The organism is Actinomadura keratinilytica (genome assembly GCF_039539665.1).
GTDB classification, from domain to species: domain Bacteria; phylum Actinomycetota; class Actinomycetes; order Streptosporangiales; family Streptosporangiaceae; genus Spirillospora; species Spirillospora keratinilytica.
In genome coordinates this window covers 18,526-44,168 of record NZ_BAABDO010000048.1, presented here as the reverse complement: position 1 = coordinate 44,168, position 25,643 = coordinate 18,526, and the positions used below count along the sequence as shown (strand labels likewise).

The following is a 25,643-nucleotide window of genomic DNA, read 5'->3' as shown; positions in this document are numbered from 1 at the left end:
CCGGCGCCTCGCGCAAGAGCGGCACCGCCGCACGCAAGAGCACCGCCGCCGCATCCCGCACGAAGACGCCCCGGCGCCGCTCGTCCGCGCCGGCCCGGGGCGGCGAGGCGGCACCCCGCACCTCCCGTCGGACGAGCGACCCGGCCCCGCCGCGGCGCCGTCCGGACGGCGCCAGCAACGGAGACGACCGATGACCGACACCGCACTCGCCCTCGACCGGCTGCGCGGCGGCGCGCCGCCGCGCAACCACGACGCCCGCACCATCGCCGCGCTGACCGCCAACCCCGGCTGCGCGCGGCGCGGCCTGATGGACGCGGCCGGGGTGGACAAGGACGCCGTCGCCCGCGCGCTGGGCTTCCCCGCGCAGTTCGGCCAGTCGCAGTTCGCCATCACGCGCGGCAACGCGTTCGAGGCGCAGGTGAAGGCCGACGGCTGCGCCGAGCTGCTCACCCTGCTGCGCGACCGCCTCGGCCTGCAGCTGCCCGAGGTCGCCTACGACGACCTGGAGGTGGTCGGCGGCAACGAGGGCCGCGAGCTGCGCTACACGCGCACCCGGCGGCTGCTGGCGCGGGCGCTGGAGTCGGGCGAGGGCACGCTGTTCGACCATCCGCTGCTGCGGCTGGACATCGCCGGGCAGCCCGCCTACCTGGAGCCCGACGTCATCGCCTTCCAGCTCGAAGGGCGCTTCCACGTCATCGAGATCAAGTCGTTCGCGGTGATCGACGGGCAGGCCGAGCCGGACCAGGTGGCCGCCGCCGCCCGCCAGTCCGCGGTGTACGTGCTGGCGCTGCGCCGCCTGCTGGCCGAGCTGGGCGCGCCCGCCGACCGGGTGTCGCACGAGGTGTTCCTGGTGTGCCCGGAGAACTTCTCCAACCGGCCGACGGCGTCGCTGCTGGACGTGCGGCCGCAGCTGGCCGTGCTGGAGCGGCAGCTGGCCCGGCTCACCCGCGTCGACCGCATCCTGGAGGAGCTGCCGGACGACCTGACCTTCGCGCCCGGCGACGCGCTGCCCGAGGCGGTGCGGACGGTGGCGGCCCGCTACGCGCCCGAGTGCATGTCCACCTGCGAGATGGCGTTCTTCTGCCGGGAGGAGGCGCGCGCGTGCGGCTCGACGGGCGCGCTCGGCCGGTCGGTGCGCGACGACCTGGGCGGCGTCGACTCGATCGGCACCGCGCTGGGGCTGGCCGACGGCACCATCGAGCCGTCGCCCGACCTGGTCGAGACCGCCGAGCAGCTGCGCACCGCCGCCCGGCTGCGCCGCGAGGCCCTGGAGGGTGCCGCGTGACCCGCGCCCCGCGCACGCCGGCGGAGGGGGCCCGGTGATGAACGGGCCGGAGGGGACGCGGCGCCTTCCCGGCGCCGCGGGGGCCCGCGGGGGCCAGGGGTGAGCGCGCTGACGTCGCTGGCGCGGCTGGAGGCGGTCGCCACGGGCCGCGCGCAGCCGCTGGCCACGGTGCGGCACTGCCATCTGGCCGAGGCGCCGCTGGTGATGGTGCCGCTGAAGCTGGCCGGTGAGGCGGCCGCGCCGCTGGCGGTGATGCTCGGCACGCGCCCGTCCGACCCGGCGCTGCTGGTGGTGCCGCAGCCGCGCAACCGCGACCTGCGGTTCGCGTTCGCCGCCGACCTGGCCAAGGTGGTGCTGGACCACGTGGAGGCCAGCCGCGGGTCGGTGGAGCAGCTGCCGCCGGGACGCGACGGCGAGGCCAAGACCCGCTACAGCGACGCGCCGCAGCTGCTGGTGCCCAACCGGGGCGGGGTGGCGTTCCTGCGGATGCTGGGGCGTTCCACCCGGTTCCGCCGCACCGAGGGCCCGTACGCGGTGGACGCGGCGGTCCCGGCGCTGGGCCGGTGGCTGACCTGGTTCACCGAGCGCCACGACCACCCGGGCAGCTCGCTGCTGCTGGCGATGACCGAGGTGCTGCGGCTGCACTGGGCGACCGGGCAGAGCTCCCTGGAGGACGGCAACCTGGCGGCGCTGCTGGGGTGGATCGACCCGCCGGAGGGCATGGACGGCCCCGCGGCGGCGGCGCTCGCCGAGGACCCGGTGGCCTGTCCCCCGGCCGGTCCGGCGACCGACCCGACGTTCGACAACGAGGTGCTGGCCCCGGCCATCGCCGCCTACAACGAGGGGGCGCCGCAGGCGGAGGAGAAGATCCGCCAGGCGTTGGAGAGCCAGCTCGCCCCGACCTGGGAGCTGATGTGGCGGGCGGTGCGGCTGCTGCGCGGACTGCCGGAGGGCGCCAGCGTGCCCGCCCGCTGGGAGCGCGACCGCGATGCGTTCACCTACTACCACCAGACCTTCGGCGAGGGGTATCCGCAGGCGCGCCGCGACCCGCCGGTGCGGGCGGCGCGGCGGCTGCACGACCTGGAGCGCGCCCAGGAGAGCTACGAGGCGCAGCGCGCGTTCGACGATCCGCTGGTGATGGCCGAGCACCGGCTCGCGGGCCAGGCGTTCGGCGGCGTGGTCACCGAGTGCGACCCGACCCGGCTGGACGAGTCGGGCAAGCGGCCCCGGCTGCGGCCGTACCTGCGGGTCGGCACCGAGGACCCGGTGCAGCTGGAGCCCGGCACGACGGTGTGCAGCGCCGACCGGCCCGCGCTCAAGGGCCGGGTGGTGGAGGTCGGCGCGGGCGGTGTGCTGCTGGAGCTGACCGGCGGGATGGGGCGCAGGCTGACGCCCGAGCCCGGGACGGTTCCGCAGGTCGGCGACCGGGTGTGCTTCACCTCGCGGGTCGCCGACTCCTGGGGCGCGGCCCGGTTCCCCGACCGGGAGGAGACGCCGTGGACGCACGGCGGCCCGACCGAGGACTACGTGCCCACCGACGAGGACGCCGCGGAGGAGTGGTCATGACGGACCGTACGGTCGCAACGGGCGCGCGCCCGCCGGCTGCGGGGCCGCTGCGCCTGGTGCGCGGGCCGCAGGACGAGCCCGACCCCGCGGTCGCGGCGGCCCGGGTCGTGGACGCGGTGCTGGCCGACCTGGCGGGCGAGCACCGGGGCGTGGTGGTCGACTCCCCGCCCGGCGCGGGCAAGTCGACGCTGGTGGTGCGGGCCGCGGCGCACCTGGCCGAGGCCGGGGAGCGCCTGATGATCGTCGCGCAGACCAACGAGCAGGTCGACGACCTCATCGACCGGATCGCCGCCAGGCATCCGGGGCTGAGCATCGGGCGGCTGTCGGCGTCGGCCTACGCGCCGTCCGCGCGGGTCGCCGCGCACCCGTCGGTGCGGGTCGCGCAGAAGGCCGACGACCTGGCCGACCGCGACATCGTGATCGCCACGGCGGCCAAGTGGGCGACGCTGGCGGACGGGTCGTGGCCGTGGGCGATCGTGGACGAGGCGTACCAGATGCGCTCGGACATGCTGCTACGCATCGCCGGCCGGTTCGAGCGGGCGCTGTTCGTCGGCGACCCCGGGCAGCTCGACCCGTTCTCCACCGTGGAGGTGGAGCGGTGGGCGGGGCTGACCTGGGACCCGCTGCGCAGCGCCGTGGCGGTGCTGCTGGCGCACAACCCCGACCTTCCGGTGCACCGGCTGCCGGTGTCGTGGCGGCTGCCCGCGTCGGCGGCGCCGCTGGTGTCGGAGGCGTTCTACCCGTTCACCGGGTTCCGTTCGGGCACCGGGCCGGGCGACCGGCGGCTGGAGTTCGGCGCGGGCGGCATGGGCACCACCTACGACCGGGCGCTGGAGGAGGCCGCGGCCACCGGCTGGGCGCTGTACGAGCTGCCCGCCCGGCACACGCTGCGCACCGACGCCGAGGCGGTGCGGGCGACGGCGGCGCTGGCGGTGCGGCTGCTGCAGCGCGGCCCGGTCGCCCACTCCGAGCTGGGCAGCAGGCCGGTGGGCGCGGACCGGGTGGCGATCGGCGCGGCGCACCGCGACCAGGTCGCCGCGATCCGCGCGGCGCTGGGCCCGCTGGGCGAGGGCATCACCGTCGACACCGCCAACCGGCTGCAGGGCCGCGAGTACGACGTGACGATCGTGCTGCACCCGCTGTCGGGCCGCCGCGACGCCACCGCGTTCCACCTGGAGTCGGGGCGGCTGTGCGTGCTGACCTCGCGGCACCGGCACGCGTGCGTGGTGGTCGCCCGCGCCGGGATCCCCGAGCTGCTGGACGCCCACCCGTCCACCGAGCCGGTGCATCTGGGCGTTCCGGTGAAGTTCCCGGACGGGTGGGAGGCCAATCAGGCGGTGCTGGCGCACCTGGCCGCCCACCGCGTGGCCGCCGACGCCTGACGCCCTCCCCCGCCGCGCGCGTTCTTGCGGGCGGGCCCGGCTAGGGGGTTCCGGCGGTGGCGGCCCAGCGGCCGTTGTGCCGGGTGATCGTCACGGGGTGCTCGAAGCACGCGCTGACCTGCTCGGTGGTGAGCACCTGGTCGGCCGGTCCGGCGGCCAGCACCCGGCCGCCGTTGAGCAGGAGGGCGTGGGTGGTGCTGGTGGGCAGCTCCTCCAGGTGGTGGGTGACCAGCACGGTGGTCAGGTCGCGGCGCCGCCGCCGCAGCTCGTCCAGGCCGGCCAGCAGGCGTTCGCGGGCGGCCAGGTCCAGGCCGGTGGCGGGCTCGTCGAGCAGCAGCAGCGGCGGGTCGGGCATCAGCGCCCGCGCGATGAGGGTGCGGCCGCGCTCGCCCTGCGACAGGGTGGGCCAGCGGGCGTCGGCGCGGTGCGACAAACCCATCAGCCCGATCAGCTCGTCGGCGCGGGCCAGCTCCTCGCCGGTGGGCGTCCAGCGCGGCATCAGCTCGATGGTGCCCGTCACGCCGGTGAGGACGACCTCGCGGACGGTGCGCGCCGACTGCAGCGGGTGCCGCGGGTTGACCTGCCCGATGAGGGTGCGCAGCTCGTGCACGTTGACCCGGCCGAGGCGGTGCCCGAGGATCTCGGCGGAGCCGCGCGTGGGATGGGTGTAGGCGCCGAGGATGCCGAGCAGCGTGCTCTTGCCCGCGCCGTTGGGGCCGAGCAGCGCCCAGTGCTCGCCGGCGAGCACCGTCATCGACACCTGGTCCAGCAGCGTCCGGCCGTCGCGGACCACGTCCACCTTGTCGGCGTTGAGGACGACATCGGTGCGGGCGGGAGCGAGTGGCACGCATACCTCCTCGGACAGGCTCGGACGGGCTCGGACGGGGAACCGGCGCGGACGGCCGGATGCGGCGGCCGGAGGCGAAAGGGACGGGGCTGCCGGGATCGCCGGAAGCGCACCGGGAAGAGGATCATCAAGGTACCCGACGGTGCGGCGTGCCCGCCCGCCAGGGCGCCGCTCGTCGCGGTGACCGCCCGGACGGACGAGCACGGCCGCGGCCGGATACTGTGAGAGCCGGTGGCCGGCGAACCGGGGAGGGACATGGAGGACATCGGCTTCATGTGCGCCCGCTGCGGCGGCGAGGTGCATGACGTGACGCACAACCGCGAGGGCACGCTGGACGGCGTCGGCTACCGCCACAACCGGCGGGTGGAGCCGTGGGACCACGAGCTGGAACTGGCCGTGGGCGCCCCCGAGCAGCGCGACCGCACGTGCGACTTCTGCGGCTGCCCCGGGCCGAGCTGGCTGTACTACCCCACCCTGGACCCCGACGACACCGACATCTTCGAGGTCGAGCTGGACACCACCCACCTGTCGGACGACGACACGGCGGTGGCCGTGCTCAACATGCTCTACCCCTGGTACGCCTGCGACACGTGCTCGGTGCTGGTCGCCGACCGCAACGTCGAGCAGCTGATCGCCCGGGCGCTGGAGCGCACGCCCGTCCCCGAGGACGGTCCGGTGGACGAGGCGACGGTGCGCGCCCGGCTCACCGGGTCGCTGTCGGTGTTCTTCAGCACCCGGCCGGGCCGCCCCCAGCCGTCCCGCGCGCTGTGACCGCGCTGTCGTCCTGACGGAAACGGCCGCCCTGACGCGAACGGGGGGAACGGTCGCCCGCTCCGCCGCGTCACAGTCTCGCGGGCGCGGGCCCCGGCGGGACGTGCCCGCCGCCGGGAGTGGTCCTCGGCGCGGCCGCCCGTTCCCGGGCCGGACATGGACCGTTGCTGACGGTAGTAGCGGCAGCTCACCCGGGGGCCGGCCTGTCGGGGCGGCTCACTATTATCGGCGGGGTTTCATGCCGTAGCGGACTACGGGGGATTTCAGTTGATCATAGATGCGCGGTTCCGGGGTCCCGAGGGCTCGGGAAACGGCGGCTACGTGGCCGGGCTGCTCGCCGGCCACCTGTCCACCGACACGGTGACCGTCACGCTGCGCCGTCCGCCGCCGCTCGGCACCGAGCTGCGGGTGAGCGTGGACGACGAACGCGGGCTCAGCGCGCGGCTGTGGGACGGCGAGGCGGTGGTCGCCGAGGCCCTGGCGGGCGCGATCGTGGTGCCCCCGGTGGCACCCGTGCCGTACGAGGAGGCGCTCGCGGCGGCCGCCGGCTTCCGCGGCGCGGCCGACCATCCGTTCCCCGGCTGCTTCGTGTGCGGCACCGACCGCGACCCCGGCGACGGGCTGCGGCTGGCGCCCGGCCGGGTGGCCGACGACACCGTGGCGGCCCCGTGGACGCCGGCCGAGGAGCCGGGCCCCGAGCTGGTGTGGGCGGCGCTGGACTGCCCCGGCGCGTGGGCGTTCCTCCAGCCGGGCCGAGCGTCGGTGCTGGGCACGATGACCGCGCAGGTCACCGGGCTTCCCGCGGCGGGCGAGCGGTGCGTGGTGATGGGCCTGGCGCGCACCCGCGAGGGCCGCAAGACCCACGCGGCGACGGCGCTGTACGGGGCGGACGGCCGGCTGCTCGGCCGGGCCGAGCAGATCTGGATCGAGGTGGATCCCGCGCGGTTCGCGCCGTCCGCCGCGTCCGCCCCCGCGGCCAAGCCCGAGATGTCCCCTCCGGTGAACCTCTCGGTGGAGGAGACCGCCCCGGCGACCGAGCACTGCTGGTCGTCCTGACCGCGGGTCGCACGTCCGGCGGCCGCCCGCCTTCCCCGGCGCCGGCGCGGCGGCGTTCCCGGTGGCGCCGCCAGGGGCGCCGGCGGGGGTGTCACGGACCGGCGAACAGCGGGTCCTCTCGGTCGGCCGACGTGCCGCCCTGCTGCCCGCCGGCACCTCCCGACGGGCCGCCCTGGACGGGGAGGCCGGGGACGGTCGGCGACGCGCCCTGCTCGCCGCCCTGCTGCCCCAACAGCGCGTTCGGGTAGGGCGGGGGCGTCCCGAACTGCGGCGAATGCCCGGCCGGGGGCGGCGGGGCGGGCACGAAGTTCGACGCGAGCGTGTTCTGCGTGAGCTGGTCGATCTGACGGCGCGCCCGGTCGGCCTCGGCGCGGGCCGCGTCGCGCTCCTCGGCCAGCGCGGCGAGGGCGGCCTGCTGCTCGGCCACCGACTGGGCCAGCTGCCGCAGCTGCAGCGCCTGGTCGTTGACCTTGGTGGCCAGCTCGTCGCGTTCGGCGGTGGCCTGCCGGGCCTGCGCGAGCGCGGCGTCGCGTTCCTTGACGGCCTCCTCGGCGCGGGCGTTGGCCCGCACCACCTCGGCCTCGGCCTCCGACTGGGCGCGCAGCGCGGCCGCCCGCTCGGCCTCGGCCTTGCTGGCCGACTGCATGGCGCGCTGCCGCTGCGCCTCGGTGTCGCGCATGGCGGCGCGCAGGTCCTCGGCGCCCTGCTTGGCGACGGCGGCCTCCACCCGCTGGGCCTCGACCGCGCTTTCGGCCTCGGCCAGCTTGGCGTGCAGGGCGACCAGTTCGGCGCGGGTGTTCTCCAGCGCGGCCAGCAGTTCGGTCTCGCGGGCGGCGATGCGGTCGCGTTCGCTCTCGGCGGCCAGCTTGGCCGACACCGCCTGCTGGGCGATCTGGTGGGCCTCCTCCCACGCCTGCTGGGCGGCGTCCCGCTTGGAGGTGGCCAGCTTGGCCTCCTCGCGGGCCTTGGCGGCGGCGCGTTCGGCCTCCTCGGCGCGCTTGCGGGCCGCGGCGGCCTCCTGCCAGGCCTCCTCGGCGCGCCGCTGGGACGCGTCGCGCTCGCTCTGCGCGACGGCCAGCTCGCGGGCGGCCTCGGCCCGCACCTCGGCGACCCGCCGCTCCACGCCGGCGACGCTCAGCTCCTGGGTGAGCGACTCGGCGAGCAGGTCGGCGGTGCGCTCCAGCCGCTCCACCATCTCCCAGGTGGCGGCGACCTGCCCGGTCAGGCCGGGCGCGTCCCGGCCGCGTTCGCGCCGTTCGCGCGCCTCGCGGGCGCAGGCGCCGTCGTTGTCCTGGCAGTAGCGGACGGTGCGCACGGCCCCGACCGGCTGCGGCACCGGGCGGCCGCAGTTGGCGCACGGCCAGACCGCGACGGGGTCCCCCACCCGCGCCACGGCGGCGTCGGGGCCGGGCTGGGCCGCCACGGCGGAGGTCCCGGTCGTGGCGACCGCCTTCTCCCCACCGGTGTTCCCGGCGGTGCTCTCGTCGCCGTTCCCGGCGGCGTTGTCGGCGGTGGCGTTCTCGGAAGCGGCGGAGGAGCCCTCGGCCGGCTGCGCGCCGCCTGCCTCTGCGACAGCGGATTCGGGAGTCACGGTCTGCCCCCCGGGACCGCTGTTGTCGCGCTCATCGCTGTTAGGCATGAGATGAACCTTACGCACTAGTGCACGTGGCCGCAGTGACTTGCGGGGCGTCAGAGATGATCAACACTCGGGCGGCGGCCGCCGGGCGGCCGCCGGCGCCCCGCCTCAGACCGCGATCTGCGCCATCGCCTTGCGGATGCGCTTGTCCGACACCGGCACGCGCGTGCCGAGCTGCTGGGCGAACAGCGACACCCGCAGCTCCTCCAGCAGCCAGCGGATCTGCCGGACCGCCTCCTCGTCGCGGCGCGCCGGCGGCAGCCGGTTCAGCAGCGCCTCGTACTCCTGCTCCACCTGGTGGACCTGGAAGGTCAGCTGCCGGTCGCGGCCGGGGTTCTCCGGCAGCTTGTCCAGCCGGATCCGCACGGCCCGCAGGTAGCGGGGCAGGTCGGGCAGCCGGTGCCAGCCGGTCGCGGTGACGAACCCGGGGCGGATCAGCCGGCCGAGGTGCTCGCGCACGTCGGTCAGGGCCGGCACCAGCGTGAGGCTGGTCGTGCCGCGCAGGCGCCGGTCGATCTCGTGCGCCTCGGCCAGGATCCGCTCGACCTGCGCCACGATCGCGGCGGTGGCGTCGTGCAGTTCGGCGCGCACGTGGTCGTACAGGCGGCGGAACCCCGCCTCGTCCCACGCCGGCCCGCCCGCCTCGGCGATCAGCCGGTCGGCGGCGGCGGTGACGCAGTCGTCGAACAGCTTGGCCACCGAGCCGTGCGGGTTGTGGCTGAGCGCCAGCTTGCCCTGGTTCGTCAGCCCCTTCTGGATGAGCTTGGCCGGGGACGTGCAGTTGAGCAGCACCAGGCGGCGGGTGCCGAGCCACATGGCGCGGCGCTGCTCGGCCTCGGTCTCGTACATGCGGACGGCGACCGTGTCGCCCTCGTCGGTCAGCGCCGGATACGCCTTGACCTCGTACCCGCCCTGGCTGCGCGCGTAGGTGCGCGGCAGCTCGCCGATCGTCCACTCGCGCAGCCCGGCGCGTTCGATGCCCTCGCCCGACGCGGCCTTGGCCAGCGTGCCGCGCATCGTGCCGCGCAGCTTGCGCTTCAGCGCGTCCAGGTCGGTGTGCTCGCCGAGGACGCGGCCGCGTTCGTCCACCACCCGGAAGGTCATCCGCAGGTGGGCGGGCAGGCGCGCCAGGTCCCAGTCCTCCCGGGCCACCGGCACGCCGGTCATGGCGGTCAGCTCGCGTTCCAGCGCGGCCAGCAGCGGCTCGGTGCGCGGCGCCACCCGCTCCAGGACGCGCCGCGCGAAGTCGGGCGCCGGGACGAAGTTGACGCGCACCGGCTTGGGCAGCGACCGGATCAGCTCGGTGACCAGCTCCTGCCGCAGCCCCGGCACCTGCCACTCGAACCCGTCGGGCCGCACCTGGTTGAGGATCTGCACGGGGATGTGCACGGTGACGCCGTCGGCGTCGGTGCCCGGCTCGAACTGGTAGGTCAGCCGCAGCCGCAGCGGCCCCTGCTGCCAGGCGTCGGGGTAGTCGGCCTCGCTGACGTCGCCCGCGCCCTGGTTGATGAGCATCGACTTCTCGAAGTTCAGCAGGTCGGGCTGGGTGCGTCCGGCCTTCTTCCACCAGGCGTCGAAGTGCCGGCCCGACACCACCTCCGGCGGGATCCGCTCGTCGTAGAAGTCGAACAGCGTCTCGTCGTCGACGAGGATGTCGCGGCGCCGCGCCCGGTGCTCCAGCTCCTCCACCTCGTCCAGCAGCGCCCGGTTGTCGTGGAAGAACCGGTGCCGGGTGTCCCAGTCGCCCTCGACCAGCGCGTGCCGGATGAACAGCTCCCGCGACAGCTCCGGGTCGATGCGGCCGTAGTTGACGCGGCGCTGCGCCACGATCGGCACCCCGTACAGGGTGACCTTCTCGTACGCCATGACCGCCGCCTGCTTCTTGGACCAGTGCGGCTCGCTGTAGGAGCGTTTGACCAGGTGCTGGGCGAGCGGTTCGACCCACTCCGGTTCGATGCGGGCGTTGATGCGGCCCCACAGCCGGGAGGTCTCCACCAGCTCGGCGGACATCACCCAGCGGGGCGGCTTCTTGGCCAGCGCCGACCCGGGGAACAGGGCGAACCTGGCGCCGCGCGCGCCCAGGTACTCGACCTGCGGGCGCCGCCGCTGGCCGCCCTCGTCCTTCTTGCGGTCGTCCTGCAGGCCGATGTGCGACAGCAGGCCCGACAGCAGCGCCATGTGGATGCGGTCGGGGTCGGCGTCGGCGCTGTTGACCGTGACGCCCAGCGCCTTGGCGACCTGCTTGAGCTGGGAGTGCAGGTCCTGCCACTCCCGCACCCGCAGGTAGTGCAGGAACTCCTCGCGGCACATCCGCCGGAACGCGCTGCCCGACAGCTCGCGCTGCCGGTCCCGCAGGTAGTTCCACAGGTTCAGGTAGGCCAGGAAGTCCGACGTCGGGTCGGCGAAGCGGCGGTGCTTGTCGTCGGCGGCCTGCTGGTGCTCGGCGGGCCGCTCCCGCGGGTCCTGGATGGACAGCGCCGAGGCGATCACCAGCACCTCGCGGACGCAGCCGGCCTCGTCGGCCGCCAGGATCATCCGGCCCAGCCGCGGGTCGATCGGCAGCTGCGCCAGCCGGCGGCCCAGCGGGGTGAGCCGCTTGCGCGGGTCCTTCTCGGCCGGGTCGATGGCGCCCAGCTCGTGCAGCAGGTCCATGCCCGCCTTGACGTTGCGGCGGTCCGGCGGCTCGACGAACGGGAACGCGGCGATGTCGCCCAGCCCCAGCGCCGTCATCTGCAGGATGACCGACGCCAGGTTGGTGCGCAGGATCTCCGGCTCGGTGAACTCCGGACGCGACTCGAAGTCCTCCTGCGAGTACAGGCGGATGCAGATGCCCTCCGACACGCGCCCGCAGCGGCCCTTGCGCTGGTTGGCCGACGCCTGCGAGATCGGCTCGATCGGCAGCCGCTGCACCTTGAGCCGGTGGCTGTAGCGGGAGATGCGCGCGGTGCCGGGGTCGATGACGTACTTGATGCCGGGCACGGTCAGGGAGGTCTCGGCGACGTTGGTGGCCAGCACGATGCGGCGTCCGGAGTGCGGCTGGAACACCCGGTGCTGCTCGGCCGCCGACAGCCGCGCGTACAGCGGCAGCACCTCCGTCTGCGGCCCGCGCCGCCCCTTGAGGTGCTTGGCCAGGGCGTCGGCCGTGTCGCGGATCTCCCGTTCGCCGCTGAGGAACACCAGGATGTCGCCCGGCGCCTCGCCGGACAGCTCGTCCACCGCGTCGCAGATCGCCTGGATCTGGTCGCGGTCGGGGTCGGCCTGCGGGTCGTCGGGGTCGACCAGCGGCCGGTAGCGGACCTCCACCGGATACGTCCGGCCCGACACCTCCACGATCGGCGCGTCGTCGAAGTGCTTGGAGAACCGCTCGGGGTCGATGGTGGCCGAGGTGATGACCACCTTGAGGTCGGGCCGCTTGGGCAGGATCTCCTTGACGTACCCGAGCAGGAAGTCGATGTTGAGGCTGCGCTCGTGCGCCTCGTCGATGATCAGTGTGTCGTAGCGGCGCAGCAGCCGGTCGGTCTGGATCTCGGCCAGCAGGATGCCGTCGGTCATCAGCTTGACCAGCGTGTCGTCGCTGGACCGGTCGGTGAAGCGCACCTTGTAGCCGACCGCCTCGCCGAGCTCGGTGCCCAGCTCCTCGGCGATCCGGTCGGCCACGGTGCGGGCGGCCAGCCGCCGCGGCTGGGTGTGGCCGATCGAGCCGAGCACGCCGCGGCCCAGCTCCAGGCAGATCTTGGGGAGCTGGGTGGTCTTGCCGGACCCGGTCTCCCCCGCCACGATCACCACCTGGTGGTCGCGCACCGCCGCCAGGATGTCGTCCCTCTTCTGCGACACCGGCAGCGCGTCCGGATAGGTGATCGCCGGGACGGCCGCGCGGCGCCGCGCCACCCGCCGCTCGGCGGCCTCGACCTCCTCGCCGATCTTCTCCAGCACCCGGGCGCGGCGCCGCTCGTCCCGCAGCTTCTGCACACCGTCCAGGCGGCGGCGCAGCCGGTGCGCGTCGTAGATCGTCAGCTCGGGCAGGCGCGCGCGCAGGTCGGCGAGCGGCGATTTCACGTGCGTCCTCATTACCGTCGAACGGGTGGCCAAGGGCGGGGCGGGGCGGCCGGCGGCGCCGGGCGGGCGTCCCCGCAACCTTGGCACCGTAGCCGGGACGACGCGCCCGAGGCGATCGGTTTTCCCGGCCGTCCCAGGCTCTAACAACATCATCCACACGCCGGGCATTCCAGTACCGGCGCCCCGCCCGCGCTCGTGGAACCGCGCGGGCGCCCCGGTCGGCGGTGCGGCTTTGCAGCCGGACGGCCGTCCGGACGGTGTTTTCGGCGGCGGTTCGACGCAGGCGGCGGCCTTGACATAGTAAGGTTCGCCTGGGCTCGATGCGGGATCGCCTTGCCCGGGCGCCGGGGTCAGGCCCCGTAGACGGGCTCGGGGGCGGGGGCGTCGGCGAGCAGGCCGGCGACGACGTCGTCCAGTTCGGACGGGTCCCAGCGGCCGCCCTTGTCGATCACCGGGCCGTGCCGGAAGCCGTCCATCACGCAGATCCGCCCGCCCTCGACCTCGAAGACGCGTCCGGTGACGCCCCGCGAACGCGCCGACCCGAGCCAGACCACCAGCGGCGAGACGTTCTCCGGCGCCATCGCGTCGAACCCCCCTTCGGGGGGCGGCGCCATCGTCCGCGCGAAGACCTCCTCGGTCATGCGGGTGCGGGCGGCCGGCGCGATCGCGTTGACGGTCACGCCATAGCGGGCCAGTTCGGCGGCGGCGACCAGGGTGAGGCCGACGATCCCGGCCTTGGCGGCCGAGTAGTTGCCCTGGCCGACGCTGCCGAGCAGCCCGGCGCCGGAGGAGGTGTTGACCACGCGGGCGTCCACGGCCCGGCCCGCCTTGCTCTCGGCGCGCCAGTGCCGGGCGGCGTGCTTGAGCGGCAGGAAGTGGCCCTTGAGGTGGACGCGCATGACCGCGTCCCACTCCTCCTCGGTGAGGTTGACCAGCATCCGGTCGCGCAGGAACCCGGCGTTGTTGACCAGGGCGTCCAGGCGTCCGAACGCCTCCAGGGCGGTGGCGACCAGGGCGGCCGCGCCGTCCTCGGTGGCGATGTCGTGGACGCTGGCGACGGCGCGGCCGCCCAGCCGCTCGATCTCCTCGACGACGCGCCGGGCGGGGCCGCCGGCCGCGTCGCCGGTGCCGTCGCGGGCCACGCCCAGGTCGTTGACGACGACGGCGGCGCCCTGGCGGGCGAACTCCAGGGCGTGGGCGCGGCCGAGGCCGCGGCCCGCCCCGGTGACGGCCACGACGCGGTCGGTGCATATCACTGGGCGTCCTCCTCGTGTCGGCCGGGCCTGTTGGCGGTGGCGGCGTCCAGGAAGGCGGGGCGTTCGCCGCCGCCGTGCATGAGCAGTGCGGAGCCGGTGACGTAGGCGGCCAGGTCCGAGGCGAGATAGACGCAGGCGGCGCCGGCGTCGGCGTACGGGTCGGCCAGGCGGCCCAGGGGGACGGTGCGTTCGACGGCGGCGATGCCCGCCTCATCGCCGTAGTGCAGGTGCGCGCTCTCGGTGCGGACCATGCCGAGGACCAGGGCGTTCACCCGGATGTCGGGGGCCCATTCGACGGCCAGGGAGGCCGCCAGGCTGTGCAGGCCCGCCTTGGCGGCGCCGTAGGCGGCGGTGCCGGGCGAGGGCCGCACCCCGCTCACGCTGCCGACCATGATGACGGAGCCGCCGCCGGGCCGGGCCCGCATGCGGGCGGCGGCGGCCCGGGCGCAGATCAGCGGGGCGGTCAGGTTCAGCTCGATGATCTTGGCGTGGGTGCGCGGGTCGCCGTCCGACAGCGGCAGGTACGGGGTGCCGCCCGCGTTGTTGACCAGCACGTCGATCCGGTCGAGGCCGTCCATGAAGTCCTGCACGGCGTCCGGGTCGCGCACGTCGAGGGAGACGAAGCGGGCGGTGCGGCCGCCCGCCGACGGCGGCTCCGGCGGCTCGCGGCGGGCGACGGCGACGACGTCGGCCCCGGCGGCCAGGAACGCCCGGCTGATGCCGCGTCCCACGCCCCGCACGCCCCCGGTGACCACGGCCAGGCGGCCGCTCAGATCCAGCGTCAGCGCCATCGGGCCCTCCCGGCGGGTTCCTGCTACCGTTCTGTTCTAACAAATGTTTGGTGGAAAGGTAGCGCATGGGAGTCTCCACCACGACCCACCCCGACGGGGTGGCGGAGATCGTCGTCACCGCGCCCCCGGTCAACGCGCTCACCGTCCGGGGCTGGTACGACCTGGCCGACGCCGTGCTGGCGGCCGGACGCGACCCGGACGTCGGGGCGGTGGTGCTCCGCGCCGACGGACGCGGCTTCAACGCGGGCGTCGACATCAAGGAGCTGCAGGCCGCCGACGGGCACACCGCGCTGGTCGGCGCCAACCGGGGCTGCTACGCGGCGTTCGCGGCGGTGTACGACTGCGAGGTCCCGGTCGTGGCGGCGGTGCACGGGTTCTGCCTGGGCGGCGGCGTCGGGCTGGCCGGCAACGCCGACGTCGTGGTGGCCGCCGAGGACGCCTACTTCGGCCTGCCCGAGGTGGACCGGGGCGCGCTGGGCGCCGCCACCCACCTGGCCCGGCTCGTCCCCCACCACCTGATGCGCGCCATGGTCTACACCTGCCGCAACGTCACCGCCGAGGAGCTGCACCGGCACGGGTCGGTGCTGGAGGTCGTCCCGGCGGCGCGGCTGCGCGACGCGGCGATGGCGGTGGCCCGCGACATCGCGGCCAAGGACCGGTACGTGATCCGGCGGGCCAAGGAGTCGCTGAACGGCATCGACCCGGTCGACGTCAAGCGCAGCTACCGGTTCGAGCAGGGCTTCACCTTCGAGTTGAACCTGACCGGCGCGGGCGACCGGCACCGCGACGCCTTCGTCCGCGGCGGCCGGGCCGGCCGGGCCGCCGAGGAGGGCCGATGAGCAAGGTCATGACCGTGGACGAGGTCGTCGCGTCGCTGGCCAGCGGCATGACGGTCGGGATCGGCGGCTGGGGGTCGCGGCGCAAGCCGATGGCGCTGGTGCGGGCGATCTGCCGGTCGCCGGTCACCGATCTGACGGTGGTGTCCTGCGGCGGCCCGGACGTGGGGCTGCTGTGCGCGTACGGCAAGGTCCGCAGGCTGGTCGCGCCGTTCGTGACGCTCGACTCGATCCCGCTGGAGCCGCACTTCCGGGCGGCGCGGCAGAACGGGGCGATCGAGCTGACCGAGTACGACGAGGGCATGTTCATGTTCGGGCTGTACGCGGCGGCGCACCGGCTGCCGTTCCTGCCGACGCCGGCGGGCCTGGGCTCGGACGTGCTGCGCGTCAACCCCGGGCTGCGCACCGTCCGCTCGCCGTACGCCGACGGCACCGAGCTGATCGCCGTGCCCCCGCTGGCGATGGACGTCGCGCTGGTCCACATGAACCGCGCCGACGCGCGCGGCAACGGCCGGTACCTCGGCCCCGACCCCTACATGGACGACCTGTTCGCCAAGGCCGCCGACCGCGCGTACGTGTCCTGCGAACGCCTCGTGGACACCGGCGACCTGCTCAAGGAGGGACCGGTGCAGTCACTGCTGATCAGCCGCGCGCATGTCACCGGCGTGGTGGAGACGCCGGGCGGCGCGCACTTCACCGCCTGCGAGCCCGACCACGGCCGCGACGAGGCGTTCCAGCGGCTGTACGCCAGATCTGCGGCCGATCCCGCAGAGTGGCGGGCCTTCCGCGACCGCTTCCTGTCGGGCGACGAGGCCGCCTACCAGGACGCCGTCCGCACCTGGCAGGAGGAGTCGCGGTGAGCGCGGCGACGCGGGCCGAGGTGTGCGCGGTGGCGTGCGCGGAGCTGTTCCGCGGGGACGGGGAGATCGTCGCGGCGGCGGTGTCCGGCACGGTGCCCGCGCTGGGGGCGCGGCTGGCGCGGATGACGTTCGAGCCGGACCTGCTGACCACCGACGGCGGGCCGCACCTGACCGCGGAACCGGTGCCGCTGGGCGCGCCCGCCGGCGCGGTCGAGGGCTGGCTGCCGTTCCGCGACCACCTGTGGCTGGTGCTGAACGGCCGCCGGCACGTGGTCCTGGGCGCCAGCCAGATCGACCGGTACGGCAACTCCAACATCTCCTGCATCGGCGACTGGGAGCACCCGGCGCGGCAGCTGCTCGGCGTGCGGGGGGCGCCCGGCAACACCCGCGTCAACACCACCAGCTACTGGATCCCCCGGCATTCGCCCCGCGTGTTCACCGAGAAGGTCGACTTCGTCAGCGGCATCGGCGGCGACCGGGGCGCCTTCGAGCTGCGCGCGGTGGTGACCGACCTCGCCGTTCTGGACTTCGGCACCCCGGACCGGCGGATGCGGCTGCGCTCCACGCACCCGGGGGTGGCGGTCGAGGAGGTCGTCGCCCGCACCGGGTTCGACCTGGTCGTCCCGGACGAGGTGCCCGAGACTCGCTCGCCCACCGCCGAGGAGCTGCGGCTCATGCGCGAGGTGCTCGACCCCAGGGGGCTGCGCGACCGCGAGGTCCCCGGATGAGCGGCGAGGCGGCCGGCCGGGCGGCGGGGCGGGTGCTCGACACGCCGCTGACGCGGCTGACCGGCGTCCGGCACCCGGTCATGCAGACGGGCATGGGCTGGGTGGCCGGGCCGCGCCTGGTGACGGCGGTGGCGAACGCGGGCGGCCTCGGCGTGCTGGCGTCGGCGACCATGCCGGTCGACCGGCTGGCCGCGGCGATCCGCGAGGTCAAGGAGCGCACCGACGCGCCGTTCGGGGTGAACCTGCGGGCCGACGCCGGCGACGCGGACGAGCGCGTCGACCTGATCGTCAAGGAGGGGGTGCGGGTCGCCTCGTTCGCCCTGGCGCCCAGGCGCGAGCTGATCGCCCGGCTCAAGGACGCGGGCGTGGTGGTGATCCCGTCGGTGGGGGCCCGGCGGCACGCCGAGAAGGTCGCCGGCTGGGGCGCGGACGCGGTGCTGGTGCAGGGCGGCGAGGGCGGCGGGCACACCGGCCCGGTCGCCACGACGCTGCTGCTCCCCCAGGTCGTGGACGCCGTCGACATCCCCGTGATCGCCGCCGGCGGGTTCTTCGACGGGCGCGGCCTGGCCGCCGCGCTGGCCTACGGGGCGGCGGGCGTGGCGATGGGCACCCGGTTCCTGCTGACCGCCGACAGCTCCGTGCCCGACGCGGTCAAGCAGGTCTACCTGCGCGCCGCCGAGACCGTGGTGACCCGGCAGGTCGACGGGCTGCCGCACCGGGTGCTGCGCAGCGGCCTGGTGGACGGCCTCGAACGCTCCGGCCGCCTCACCCGCCTGGCCCGGGCGGTGCGCAACGCCGCCCGGTTCCGGCGGATCTCCGGCCTGTCGTGGCGGGCGATGCTGGCCGACGGGCGGGCGATGCGGCGCGGCCGGGACCTGTCGTGGTCGCAGGTGCTCATGGCCGCCAACACCCCGATGCTGCTGAAGGCCGCGATGGTCGACGGGCGTCCCGACCTCGGCGTCATGGCGTCCGGCCAGGTCGTGGCGGTGATCGACGACCTGCCCACGTGCGCGGAGCTGATCGGCCGGATCGTCCGCGAGGCCGCCGAGGCGATCGCCGCGCAGCAGTCGGTGCTCGTGCGGGATTAGCGGCGGGTCAGCGGGCGTCCCCCGCGATCCCGGCGAGGACGGCGGCCAGCCCCCCGTCGAACTCCTCCTCGGGCGCAAGGCCCCGCGCGCCGCGGGCGGTCTCGGCGAGCCGGGGGTAGGCGTCGTCCGGCAGGGCGGCGATCGCATCGGTGCCGGGCCCGGCCAGCGGGCTGAGATGTTCGAGCTGGATGGCGCCGAGGAGGTAGCCGAGCAGGGCGCGCAGCGCGATGACGCGGCCGCGGGCGTCGAATCCCGCCCCGGCCAGCACGTCCGTCACCGCCTCCCCCCAGCGCAGCAGGGCGGGCGAGCGGTGCCGGTGCGTCATCGTCAGCGGGACGATCGCCGGATGCGCGGCGACCGCGTCGCGCACCCGCCGCACCAGCGTCGCGACCTGCTCGCGCCAGGGCGCGCCGGGCGGCGGCTCGGTGTCGACCGAGCCGAGCACCAGCTCCACGACCAGCCCCTCCAGCTCCCGCCGGTCGTCGACGTACCGGTACAGCGACATCGTCCCCATGCCCAGTTCCTGAGCGACCGCCCGCATGGTGAGCGCGGGCAGGCCGCCCCGGTCGATCACGGCGAGGGCGGCCTCGGCGATGCGGGCGGGGCTGAGCGAACGCGGCCTGGGCATGCGTACAAGATACGCCTACGCTTGTAGGCGTATCTTGTACGCCTACGTCGGAGGTTCCCCATGCCCAGGCTTTCGGCGGGCGCACCGGTGCCCGCCCGCGAACTGGCCGCCGTCGGGGGCGCGCCGGTGCCCGTGCCCGACCCGGACCGGCTCGTCCACCTGCAGTTCCGGCGCTTCGCCGGATGCCCGGTCTGCAACCTGCACCTGCGGTCGGTGGCACGGCGGCACGCCGAGATCGAGGCGGCGGGCGTCCGCGAGGTCGCGGTGTTCCACTCCCCCGCCGAGGAGCTGCTCCCGTACGCGGCCGACCTGCCGTTCGCGCTCGTCGCCGACCCCGGCAAGCGGCTGTACCGGGAGTTCGGCGTGGAGACCGGCCGCCGCGCGCTGCTCGACCCGCGCGTGTGGGGCCCGATCCTCGTCGCGCTCTCCCGCTCGGCGTGGCGGGTGGCACTCCGGCGCGACCGCACGCCGACCGCGCGCCGGCCCCACGGACGGCTCGGCCTGCCCGCCGACTTCCTCATAGCCCCGGACGGCCGCATCGTCGCCGCCGGGTACGGTCGGCACGCCTACGACCAGTGGCCCGTCGACGAGCTGCTCGCCCTGGCCGCCGAGGCCCGGCGCACGACGACGGCCACGTGACCGACGCCCGGCGGTGAGCCCGTGGCGCGGCGAGCCGCGCCACGGGGACGGGCTCCCCTCCTCGGCGGCACCGGAACCGCCCTCGCACCCGTTGACGCCGCGAACGGGACGCCCCTAACGTTTAACCGACCGGTCGGTATGTGTTCTCGGACACAGTGACCGGCCGGAGGGTCTGCCGGAACACGCCTTCGCCCACCCCCGGAGAAACGCATGATCCGAAGCACGATGCAGGACTTCCCGCTCACCGTCGGCGCGATACTCAGGCACGGGTCCCGGGTGTTCGGCGGAAGCGAATGCGTGACCTGGACCGGCGCGGGCGCCCGCCGCGCCACGTACGCGCAGGTGGCCGAGAACGCCGAGCGGCTCGCCGCCGCGCTGTCCCGGCTCGGGGTGCGCACCGGCGAGGCGGTCGGCACGTTCTGCTGGAACCACCAGGAGCACCTGGAGGCCTACTTCGCCGTTCCCGCCATGGGCGCGGTGCTGCACACCCTCAACATCCGGCTGTTCCCCGACCAGCTGGCGCACATCATCGGCCACGCCGAGGACCGCGTCGTCATCGTCGACGACAACCTCGTCCCGCTGCTGGCGCGGGTCGCCGGGCGGGTGCCCTGCGTGGAGACCTACATCGTGGTGGGCGACGGCGACGCGAGCGCGCTGGAGGAGGCCTCCGGCGGCCGGGCGCGCGTGCTGCGCTACCGCGAGCTGCTGGCCGCCGAGGAGCCGGGCTTCGACTGGCCCGAGATCGACGAGCGCGCGGCCGCGTCGATGTGCTACACCAGCGGCACCACCGGCGACCCCAAGGGCGTGGTGTACTCGCACCGCTCGACGTTCCTGCACGCAATGGCGGTGCAGTCGGCGTCGCTGGTGGGCATCACCGAGGCCGACCGGGTGCTGGCGATCGTCCCGATGTTCCACGTCAACGCCTGGGGGCTGCCGTACGGGGCGCTGATGTCGGGGGCGTCCCTGCACATGCCCGGACCGTTCCTGCAGCCCGAGCACCTCACCCGGTTCATCGCGGCCGAGCGCAGCACCGTGGCGTCCGCGGTCCCGACGATCTGGAGCGGCATCCTGGAGTACGGCGCCGAGCACGAGATCGACCTGTCGTCGCTGCGCACCGGCACCTCCGGCGGCGCCGCCGCGCCGCGCGCCCTGCTGGAGCGCTTCGAGGAGCGCTACGGCCTGCGCATCATCCAGGGCTGGGGGATGACCGAGACCAGCCCGCTGGGCGGCATGGCGTTCCCGCCGCCCGGCGTGCGGCCCGGCACGCCCGAGGACGTGGACTGGCGGATGCGGTCCGGCCGGGTCGCGGCGGGCGTGGAGATGCGCATCGTCGGCGACGACGGCGAGGAGCTGCCGTGGGACGGCACGTCCGTCGGCGAGATCGAGGTCCGCGGGCCGTGGATCACCGGCTCCTACCACCGCGACCCGGCGCCGGAGAAGTTCCACGACGGCTGGCTGCGCACCGGCGACATCGGCACGATCGACGAGCGCGGCTTCTTCCAGATCACCGACCGGGCCAAGGACGTCATCAAGTCGGGCGGCGAGTGGATCTCCTCGGTGGAGCTGGAGAACCACCTGATGGCGCATCCGGACGTGCTGGAGGCCGCGGTGATCGGCGTGCCCGACCCGCGGTGGACCGAGCGCCCGCTGGCGTGCGTGGTGCGGCGGCGGGGCGCGGCCGTCACGGCGGCGGAGCTGGCGGCCTTCCTGGACGGCAAGGTGGCGCGCTGGCAGGTGCCGGAGAACTGGACGTTCCTCGACGAGATCCCCAAGACGACCGTCGGCAAGTTCGACAAGAAGCCGCTGCGGGCGCGGTTCCGCGAGGGCGCCTTCGACGTGGAGCGCGTGGAGCGGGCCGCGCGCGCCGCGCGGGCCTGAACCCGCGACCCGCTCAACCGGACACCGCGCCCTGGTCGCCCTTTCCGGGGCGGCCGGGCGCGGCCGCCGGTCCTTCGGGACGCGCACGCAACCCGTTAAGAAACAAGTCGGCGGGAACATCGGCGCGGAAGACGCCCTCCCGCTGCCCCTCCTCCACGGGGCCGACCTTAATGCCAGGGGTGTTTTCCGAGTTCTTCTCGGAACATCCCCGCGTGCGCGGGGCCGACGTACGGGTTCTAGGGGGTGATGTGCGGTGGCTAGGAACATCCCCGCGTGCGCGGGGCCGACCGAGTGCCCCGGGTGCGCGTGCTACACCGGCCGGGAACATCCCGCGTGCGCGGGGCCGACGCCCATTCCCGAGCCCGCTTTGTCAGAATCCGCGGAACATCCCCGCGTGCGCGGGGCCGACCCCTACGACGACGGGTGGCACGCCTACGTCCGGGGAACATCCCCGCGTGCGCGGGGCCGACCGCGGGCAGTTCGGTCCCTAGAAAACATGGATGAGGAACATCCCCGCGTGCGCGGGGCCGACACGTGGCGGCCGACCTTGCCGAGCCGGGCGACGGGAACATCCCCGCGTGCGCGGGGCCGACGACACGGCCGAGCTGGTCAAGATGGCGCGTCAGGGAACATCCCCGCGTGCGCGGGGCCGACACGGGGGAGGGTGTTCAGCTGGGCGTTGTCGAGGGAACATCCCCGCGTGCGCGGGGCCGACACTTGCTGACCTGCGACTCTACAACAGCGAAGCCGAGTTTTCATTCAGTTGGATTCTCCTACCGACGACCGCAGGCTACCGCAACACGGGCCGGTACACCGGCGCCGACCGCGCCAGCCCCGCCGACAGCAGCACCCGGCCCACCGCCGGGTACCGCACCTCCACCCACCGCACCACAGCGGCGAACACCGCCGCCACGACCGGCGTGACCACAGCGGTCACCGCGCCCGCGGCGAGGCCGACACCGAGCCGGGCGGCCTGGCCGACGACGACGCCGACCAGGATGGGCACGATCGTGCGGATCACCAAGCACGCATCGCGGCCCCCTCACATGCAGCAGCACGGGCCACGCTGCCCCGCTTCTGGACCGCCTTGACCAGCGGCACCCACCTGCCGCGGGTCCTGGAAGACAGCAACGTGCAGATAACACGGGACGGCCGCGGCGGAGTACTCGCACAGCACCTAGACGACGTCATCGAGTACGAGAACAGCCTCATCGACGTGGAGCGGGCCGCGCGCGCCGCGCAGAGCTGAGCCCGCGCCCCGCTCAGTCGGACGCCGCTCCCCGGTCGTCCTCCTCGGGACGGCGGGGCCCGGCCGCCGGACCTTCGGGACGCGCACGCAACCCGTTGAGGAACAGGTCGACGTAGTACTCGCTGATCTGCCGCGCGTCCAGCGGCCCGTCCTGCCGGTACCAAGTACTGACCTGATGGACCGCACCGAAGAAGTAGTGCACCGACAAGTCGGCGGGAACATCGGCGCGGAAGACGCCCTCCCGCTGCCCCTCCTCCACCAAGGCACGAAACTCCTCGTGGTAGCGGCGCCGCTCGGCCCGCACCGCACGGCGACGCTCCTTGGGCAGCATGTGCATGGAGCGGAAGAAGACGATGAACTCGTCCAGGTACTGGAAGCTGGTCGACAGCACGTCGACCGCGGCCGCGCGCAGCCGTTCCTCCACCGGTCCGGTGCCGCCGGCGAACTCGCGCAGCCGCCGCGTCTGCAGGCCGAGGAGCCGGTGGTAGATCTCGTAGAGCAGGTCGTCCTTGGCGCCGAAGTAGTGGTACATGGCGCCCTTGGTGACCCCGGCGGCGGCGACGATCTCCTGGACCGAGGTGCTCTCGTAGCCCTTCTCCGCGAACAGCCGCGTCGCCACGGCCAGCAGGCGGTCCGGGATGGACGCGTAGGCGGACGCGTCCCCCGCCAGCCGCTGCGTCATGGCTCTCCCCTGTCCTCGGGCCGGTCCCGCCGAGGGGACGGCCTGCGCTCGTGAACGGCGATCAGCGTACCGGCGCCGGTCTTCCGGGGCGGCGCCGGAGACCTCGTTCCCGTCACCGCACCGCCGTGCCGCCGGACCGGCCGCCGACGGGTTTCCGCCCCGATCATACGCCGCCGAGACCGACTGGTCGGTATGCCGTTCGAACGCCTTCCGGGCCCGCACGCCCGGAGAACGGAAGCGCCATGCGGAAGCGCCGGCCCGCGCGACCGCGTCGCGCGGGCCGGCCGCCGTCAGCCCATCCAGACGACGGGGGCGCTGCGGTACTCGCCGTCCTCGTACTTCGCGCCGGCCACCGTCCGGCCTGCGCTCGCCGCCTGCAGCCGGCAGGTCCGGTAGGTCGCGCCGGCGGAGGCGAACGACCGGTCGGGCAGGGTGCGGTCGCACCCGGGCATGCCGCCGACCACGACGGCGCCGGTGCTCCCGCCGTCCGGGCCGACCCCCTGCAGCAACGGCGCGGCGCTGTGGGACAGGTCGGTGCCGCCGACGTTCTGCACGGTGTAGCGGATGTAGTAGGGCGTCATTCCGGCCGCGCGGGAGCCGAACTTCTGCTGGAAGGCCGCCTGGTCGCCCCGCTCGATCGCGGTGACCGTGATGCCGATCGTGCCGGTCCGGTACGGGACGACGGCGCGCTGCCCGATGCGCAGCCTGGTCCCCGGCGGTGTCACCCGCGCGTTCCCGGCCGGTGCCCGGGCGCCGCCCTCGGCGGCGGCCGCGGACGCCGAGCTGCTGGTCGGTGGCGGCGGCGCGGCCGCGCCCTCGGAGTCGGAGCCGGAGTCGAGCACACCGCACCCGGCGAGCGCCAGCGACGCAGCCCCCAGAGGCCCGACGAGCCTCATGCGTCTCATGCGAGTCATGGCGGGGTCTTCCCTTCGGACGTGTCGTGTCAGGAATGCTGCGAAACAGCCGGGAAGGGAACGCGCCCCGTGCCTGACGGAGACGTCAGGGCGGCGGACCGGTGTCGCGGACGGCGGCGAGCTGCGCGGCCCAGGGCACGACCACGACGCGACGGCGGCGCACCGCCGTCCCCTCCCCCGGACGGCGCCCAACAGTACGCCGACCGGGCGGGCCGTGGTTGACGCCCGGTGCACAGCCGTTTGACCGCCGGTGCACAGGTCTTCGCGGCGGGACGGTCAGCTCTCCTCCAGCAGGCGCCGCCCGATCACCATCCGCTGGATGTCGGCCGTGCCCTCGCCGATCAGCAGCATGGGCGCCTCGCGGTAGAGCCGCTCGATCTCGTACTCGGTGGAGTAGCCGTATCCGCCGTGGACGCGGAAGGCGTCCTCGACGACCTCCTTGCAGTACTCGCTGGCCAGGTATTTGGCCATCCCGGCCTCCAGGTCGTTGCGTTCGCCGGAGTCCTTGCGGCGGGCGGCCATCACCGTCATCTGGTGCGCGGCCTCCACCTTGGTGGCCATCTCGGCGAGGCGGAACAGCACGGCCTGGTGCTCGGCGATCGGCCGGCCGAACGTCTCGCGCTGTTTGGCGTAGGACAGCGCCAGCTCGTAGGCGCGCCGCGCCACCCCGCAGGCGCGCGCCGCCACGTTGACGCGGCCGACCTCCACGCCGTCCATCATGTGGTAGAAGCCCCGCCCGGGCTCCCCGCCGAGCACCTGCCCGGCGTCGATGCGGTACCCGTCGAACAGCAGCTCGGTCGTGTCGACGCCCTTGTACCCCATCTTGCCGATCTTGCCGGGGATGGTCAGGCCGGGCGCGACCTCCCCGAACCCGGGCTCCTTGTCCACCAGGAACGTGGTCATGCCCCGGTGCCCGGCGGCGGGGTCGGTCTTGACGAGCACGGCGACCAGGTTCGCCGTGGCGCCGTTGGTCAGCCACATCTTCTGCCCGTCGATCACGTACCCGTCGCCGTCGCGCGTCGCGCGGGTGCGGATCGCCGCCACGTCCGATCCGCATCCCGGCTCCGACATGGAGAAGGCCCCGCGCACCTCCCCCGCGGCCATGCGCGGCAGGTACCGCGCCCGCTGCTCGTCCGTGCCGTGCTGGACGATCATCCAGGCGACGATGAAGTGCGTGTTGACGATCCCCGACAGGCTCATCCAGCCGCGCGACAGCTCCTCGACGACCAGCGCGTAGGTCAGCAGGGACTCGCCGAGCCCGCCGTGCTCCTCGGGGATCGTCAGCCCGAACAGCCCGAGCCGCCGCATGCGGTCGACCAGCTCGCGCGGGTAGGCGTCGGCGTGCTCCAGTTCGGTCGCGACCGGCAGCACCTCCTTGTCCACGAAGGCCCGGACGGTCGCGATGATCTCCCGCTGCTCGTCGGTCAGCCCGTAGGTCTGCTGCAACCTGTCGCCCATGCCACCAACCTCCCAGAGTCTTCCGGCCCGGCGCCGT

23 protein-coding genes and 1 CRISPR repeat array are annotated in these 25,643 nt (G+C 74.6%); of the genes, 13 read left to right on the top strand and 10 right to left on the bottom strand.

Features of this window, described 5'->3' with window-relative positions; all coding sequences use genetic code 11:
• The 4 genes from ABD879_RS16975 to ABD879_RS16960 all read left to right on the top strand — a co-directional run.
• Positions 1-194, top strand: a 194-nt coding sequence (locus ABD879_RS16975; protein ID WP_345022396.1) for a hypothetical protein, incomplete at its 5' end; no start/stop codon positions are given.
• Positions 191-1,285 carry a hypothetical protein gene (locus tag ABD879_RS16970; RefSeq protein WP_345022395.1) on the top strand — a complete coding sequence of 365 codons (1,095 nt, stop codon included), beginning with the start codon at positions 191-193 and terminating at the stop codon, positions 1,283-1,285. The genes ABD879_RS16975 and ABD879_RS16970, both read left to right, overlap by 4 nt.
• Before the next feature lie 99 nt (positions 1,286-1,384).
• Positions 1,385-2,851, top strand: coding sequence for a hypothetical protein (locus ABD879_RS16965; RefSeq protein ID WP_345022394.1), 1,467 nt, complete (start codon positions 1,385-1,387; stop codon positions 2,849-2,851).
• Positions 2,848-4,233: an AAA domain-containing protein gene (locus ABD879_RS16960; protein WP_345022393.1), complete on the top strand. Its 1,386-nt coding sequence runs from the start codon at positions 2,848-2,850 to the stop codon at positions 4,231-4,233. The genes ABD879_RS16965 and ABD879_RS16960 overlap by 4 nt, the downstream gene beginning before the upstream one ends.
• 40 nt (positions 4,234-4,273) lie before the next feature.
• On the opposite strand, the gene ABD879_RS16955 is transcribed toward ABD879_RS16960, so the two are convergent.
• Entirely contained in the window at positions 4,274-5,080 is an 807-nt protein-coding gene (locus tag ABD879_RS16955; RefSeq protein WP_345022392.1) for an ABC transporter ATP-binding protein, read from the bottom strand.
• Between the two features lie 255 nt (positions 5,081-5,335).
• Between ABD879_RS16955 and ABD879_RS16950 the strand changes: the two genes are divergently transcribed.
• A complete protein-coding gene (locus ABD879_RS16950) occupies positions 5,336-5,851 on the top strand; it encodes a hypothetical protein (RefSeq protein WP_345022391.1) in 516 nt (171 codons plus the stop codon).
• 267 nt (positions 5,852-6,118) lie between these two features.
• Positions 6,119-6,907: a hypothetical protein gene (locus tag ABD879_RS16945; protein WP_345022390.1), complete on the top strand. Its 789-nt coding sequence runs from the start codon at positions 6,119-6,121 to the stop codon at positions 6,905-6,907.
• Between the two features lie 91 nt (positions 6,908-6,998).
• On the opposite strand, the gene ABD879_RS16940 is transcribed toward ABD879_RS16945, so the two are convergent.
• From ABD879_RS16940 to ABD879_RS16925, 4 genes are all read right to left on the bottom strand, one after another.
• Entirely contained in the window at positions 6,999-8,546 is a 1,548-nt protein-coding gene (locus ABD879_RS16940; protein ID WP_345022389.1) for a coiled-coil domain-containing protein, read from the bottom strand.
• A 105-nt stretch (positions 8,547-8,651) separates the two neighbouring features.
• A complete protein-coding gene (hrpA, locus tag ABD879_RS16935; protein WP_378268819.1) occupies positions 8,652-12,599 on the bottom strand; it encodes an ATP-dependent RNA helicase HrpA in 3,948 nt (1,315 codons plus the stop codon).
• Between the two features lie 350 nt (positions 12,600-12,949).
• On the bottom strand, positions 12,950-13,855 hold the full coding sequence (locus tag ABD879_RS16930) for an SDR family oxidoreductase (protein ID WP_345022386.1): 906 nt from the start codon (positions 13,853-13,855) through the stop codon (positions 12,950-12,952).
• A complete protein-coding gene (locus ABD879_RS16925) occupies positions 13,852-14,646 on the bottom strand; it encodes an SDR family oxidoreductase (RefSeq protein ID WP_345022385.1) in 795 nt (264 codons plus the stop codon). Before ABD879_RS16925 ends, ABD879_RS16930 begins: the two co-directional genes overlap by 4 nt.
• A 65-nt stretch (positions 14,647-14,711) precedes the next feature.
• Here ABD879_RS16925 and ABD879_RS16920 point away from each other — a divergent pair, with 65 nt between their 5' ends.
• From ABD879_RS16920 to ABD879_RS16905, 4 genes are read left to right on the top strand one after another with little or no spacing between them, the layout of a single operon-like run.
• Entirely contained in the window at positions 14,712-15,485 is a 774-nt protein-coding gene (locus ABD879_RS16920; RefSeq protein WP_345022384.1) for an enoyl-CoA hydratase family protein, read from the top strand.
• Entirely contained in the window at positions 15,482-16,342 is an 861-nt protein-coding gene (locus ABD879_RS16915) for a CoA transferase subunit A (protein WP_345022383.1), read from the top strand. The genes ABD879_RS16920 and ABD879_RS16915 overlap by 4 nt, the downstream gene beginning before the upstream one ends.
• Positions 16,339-17,070, top strand: a complete 732-nt coding sequence (locus ABD879_RS16910; protein WP_345022382.1) for a CoA-transferase subunit beta — start codon at positions 16,339-16,341, stop codon at positions 17,068-17,070. Before ABD879_RS16915 ends, ABD879_RS16910 begins: the two co-directional genes overlap by 4 nt.
• Entirely contained in the window at positions 17,067-18,158 is a 1,092-nt protein-coding gene (locus ABD879_RS16905; protein WP_345022381.1) for an NAD(P)H-dependent flavin oxidoreductase, read from the top strand. The genes ABD879_RS16910 and ABD879_RS16905 overlap by 4 nt, the downstream gene beginning before the upstream one ends.
• A gap of 7 nt (positions 18,159-18,165) precedes the next feature.
• On the opposite strand, the gene ABD879_RS16900 is transcribed toward ABD879_RS16905, so the two are convergent.
• Positions 18,166-18,786 (bottom strand): TetR/AcrR family transcriptional regulator, encoded by a 621-nt coding sequence (locus tag ABD879_RS16900; RefSeq protein ID WP_345022380.1) that lies wholly within the window; start codon positions 18,784-18,786, stop codon positions 18,166-18,168.
• A 60-nt stretch (positions 18,787-18,846) separates the two neighbouring features.
• On the opposite strand from ABD879_RS16900, the gene ABD879_RS16895 reads away from it, so the two are divergent.
• Together ABD879_RS16895 and ABD879_RS16890 are read left to right on the top strand one after the other, a co-directional pair.
• On the top strand, positions 18,847-19,425 hold the full coding sequence (locus ABD879_RS16895) for a peroxiredoxin-like family protein (RefSeq protein WP_345022379.1): 579 nt from the start codon (positions 18,847-18,849) through the stop codon (positions 19,423-19,425).
• 210 nt (positions 19,426-19,635) lie between these two features.
• Complete coding sequence (locus ABD879_RS16890; RefSeq protein WP_345022378.1) at positions 19,636-21,303, top strand: long-chain fatty acid--CoA ligase; 1,668 nt, start codon at positions 19,636-19,638, stop codon at positions 21,301-21,303.
• 199 nt (positions 21,304-21,502) lie between these two features.
• Positions 21,503-22,018: direct repeats of the CRISPR family, unit length 28 nt; unit sequence GGAACATCCCCGCGTGCGCGGGGCCGAC.
• A gap of 75 nt (positions 22,019-22,093) precedes the next feature.
• Here the strand turns inward: ABD879_RS16890 and ABD879_RS16885 are convergent.
• Positions 22,094-22,324 (bottom strand): hypothetical protein, encoded by a 231-nt coding sequence (locus tag ABD879_RS16885; protein ID WP_345022377.1) that lies wholly within the window; start codon positions 22,322-22,324, stop codon positions 22,094-22,096.
• 66 nt (positions 22,325-22,390) lie between these two features.
• Here ABD879_RS16885 and ABD879_RS16880 point away from each other — a divergent pair, with 66 nt between their 5' ends.
• Complete coding sequence (locus tag ABD879_RS16880) at positions 22,391-22,552, top strand: hypothetical protein (RefSeq protein ID WP_345022376.1); 162 nt, start codon at positions 22,391-22,393, stop codon at positions 22,550-22,552.
• Positions 22,553-22,565: 13 nt separating this feature from the next.
• Here ABD879_RS16880 and ABD879_RS16875 read toward each other — a convergent pair whose 3' ends face one another.
• From ABD879_RS16875 to ABD879_RS16865, 3 genes are all read right to left on the bottom strand, one after another.
• Positions 22,566-23,234: a TetR/AcrR family transcriptional regulator gene (locus ABD879_RS16875; RefSeq protein ID WP_345022374.1), complete on the bottom strand. Its 669-nt coding sequence runs from the start codon at positions 23,232-23,234 to the stop codon at positions 22,566-22,568.
• Between the two features lie 290 nt (positions 23,235-23,524).
• The gene (locus ABD879_RS16870) at positions 23,525-24,130 is read right to left on the bottom strand and encodes a hypothetical protein (RefSeq protein WP_345022373.1); all 606 of its coding nucleotides are present in this window, start codon (positions 24,128-24,130) and stop codon (positions 23,525-23,527) included.
• Between the two features lie 294 nt (positions 24,131-24,424).
• Complete coding sequence (locus ABD879_RS16865; protein ID WP_345022372.1) at positions 24,425-25,606, bottom strand: acyl-CoA dehydrogenase family protein; 1,182 nt, start codon at positions 25,604-25,606, stop codon at positions 24,425-24,427.
• Positions 25,607-25,643 lie beyond the last annotated feature (37 nt).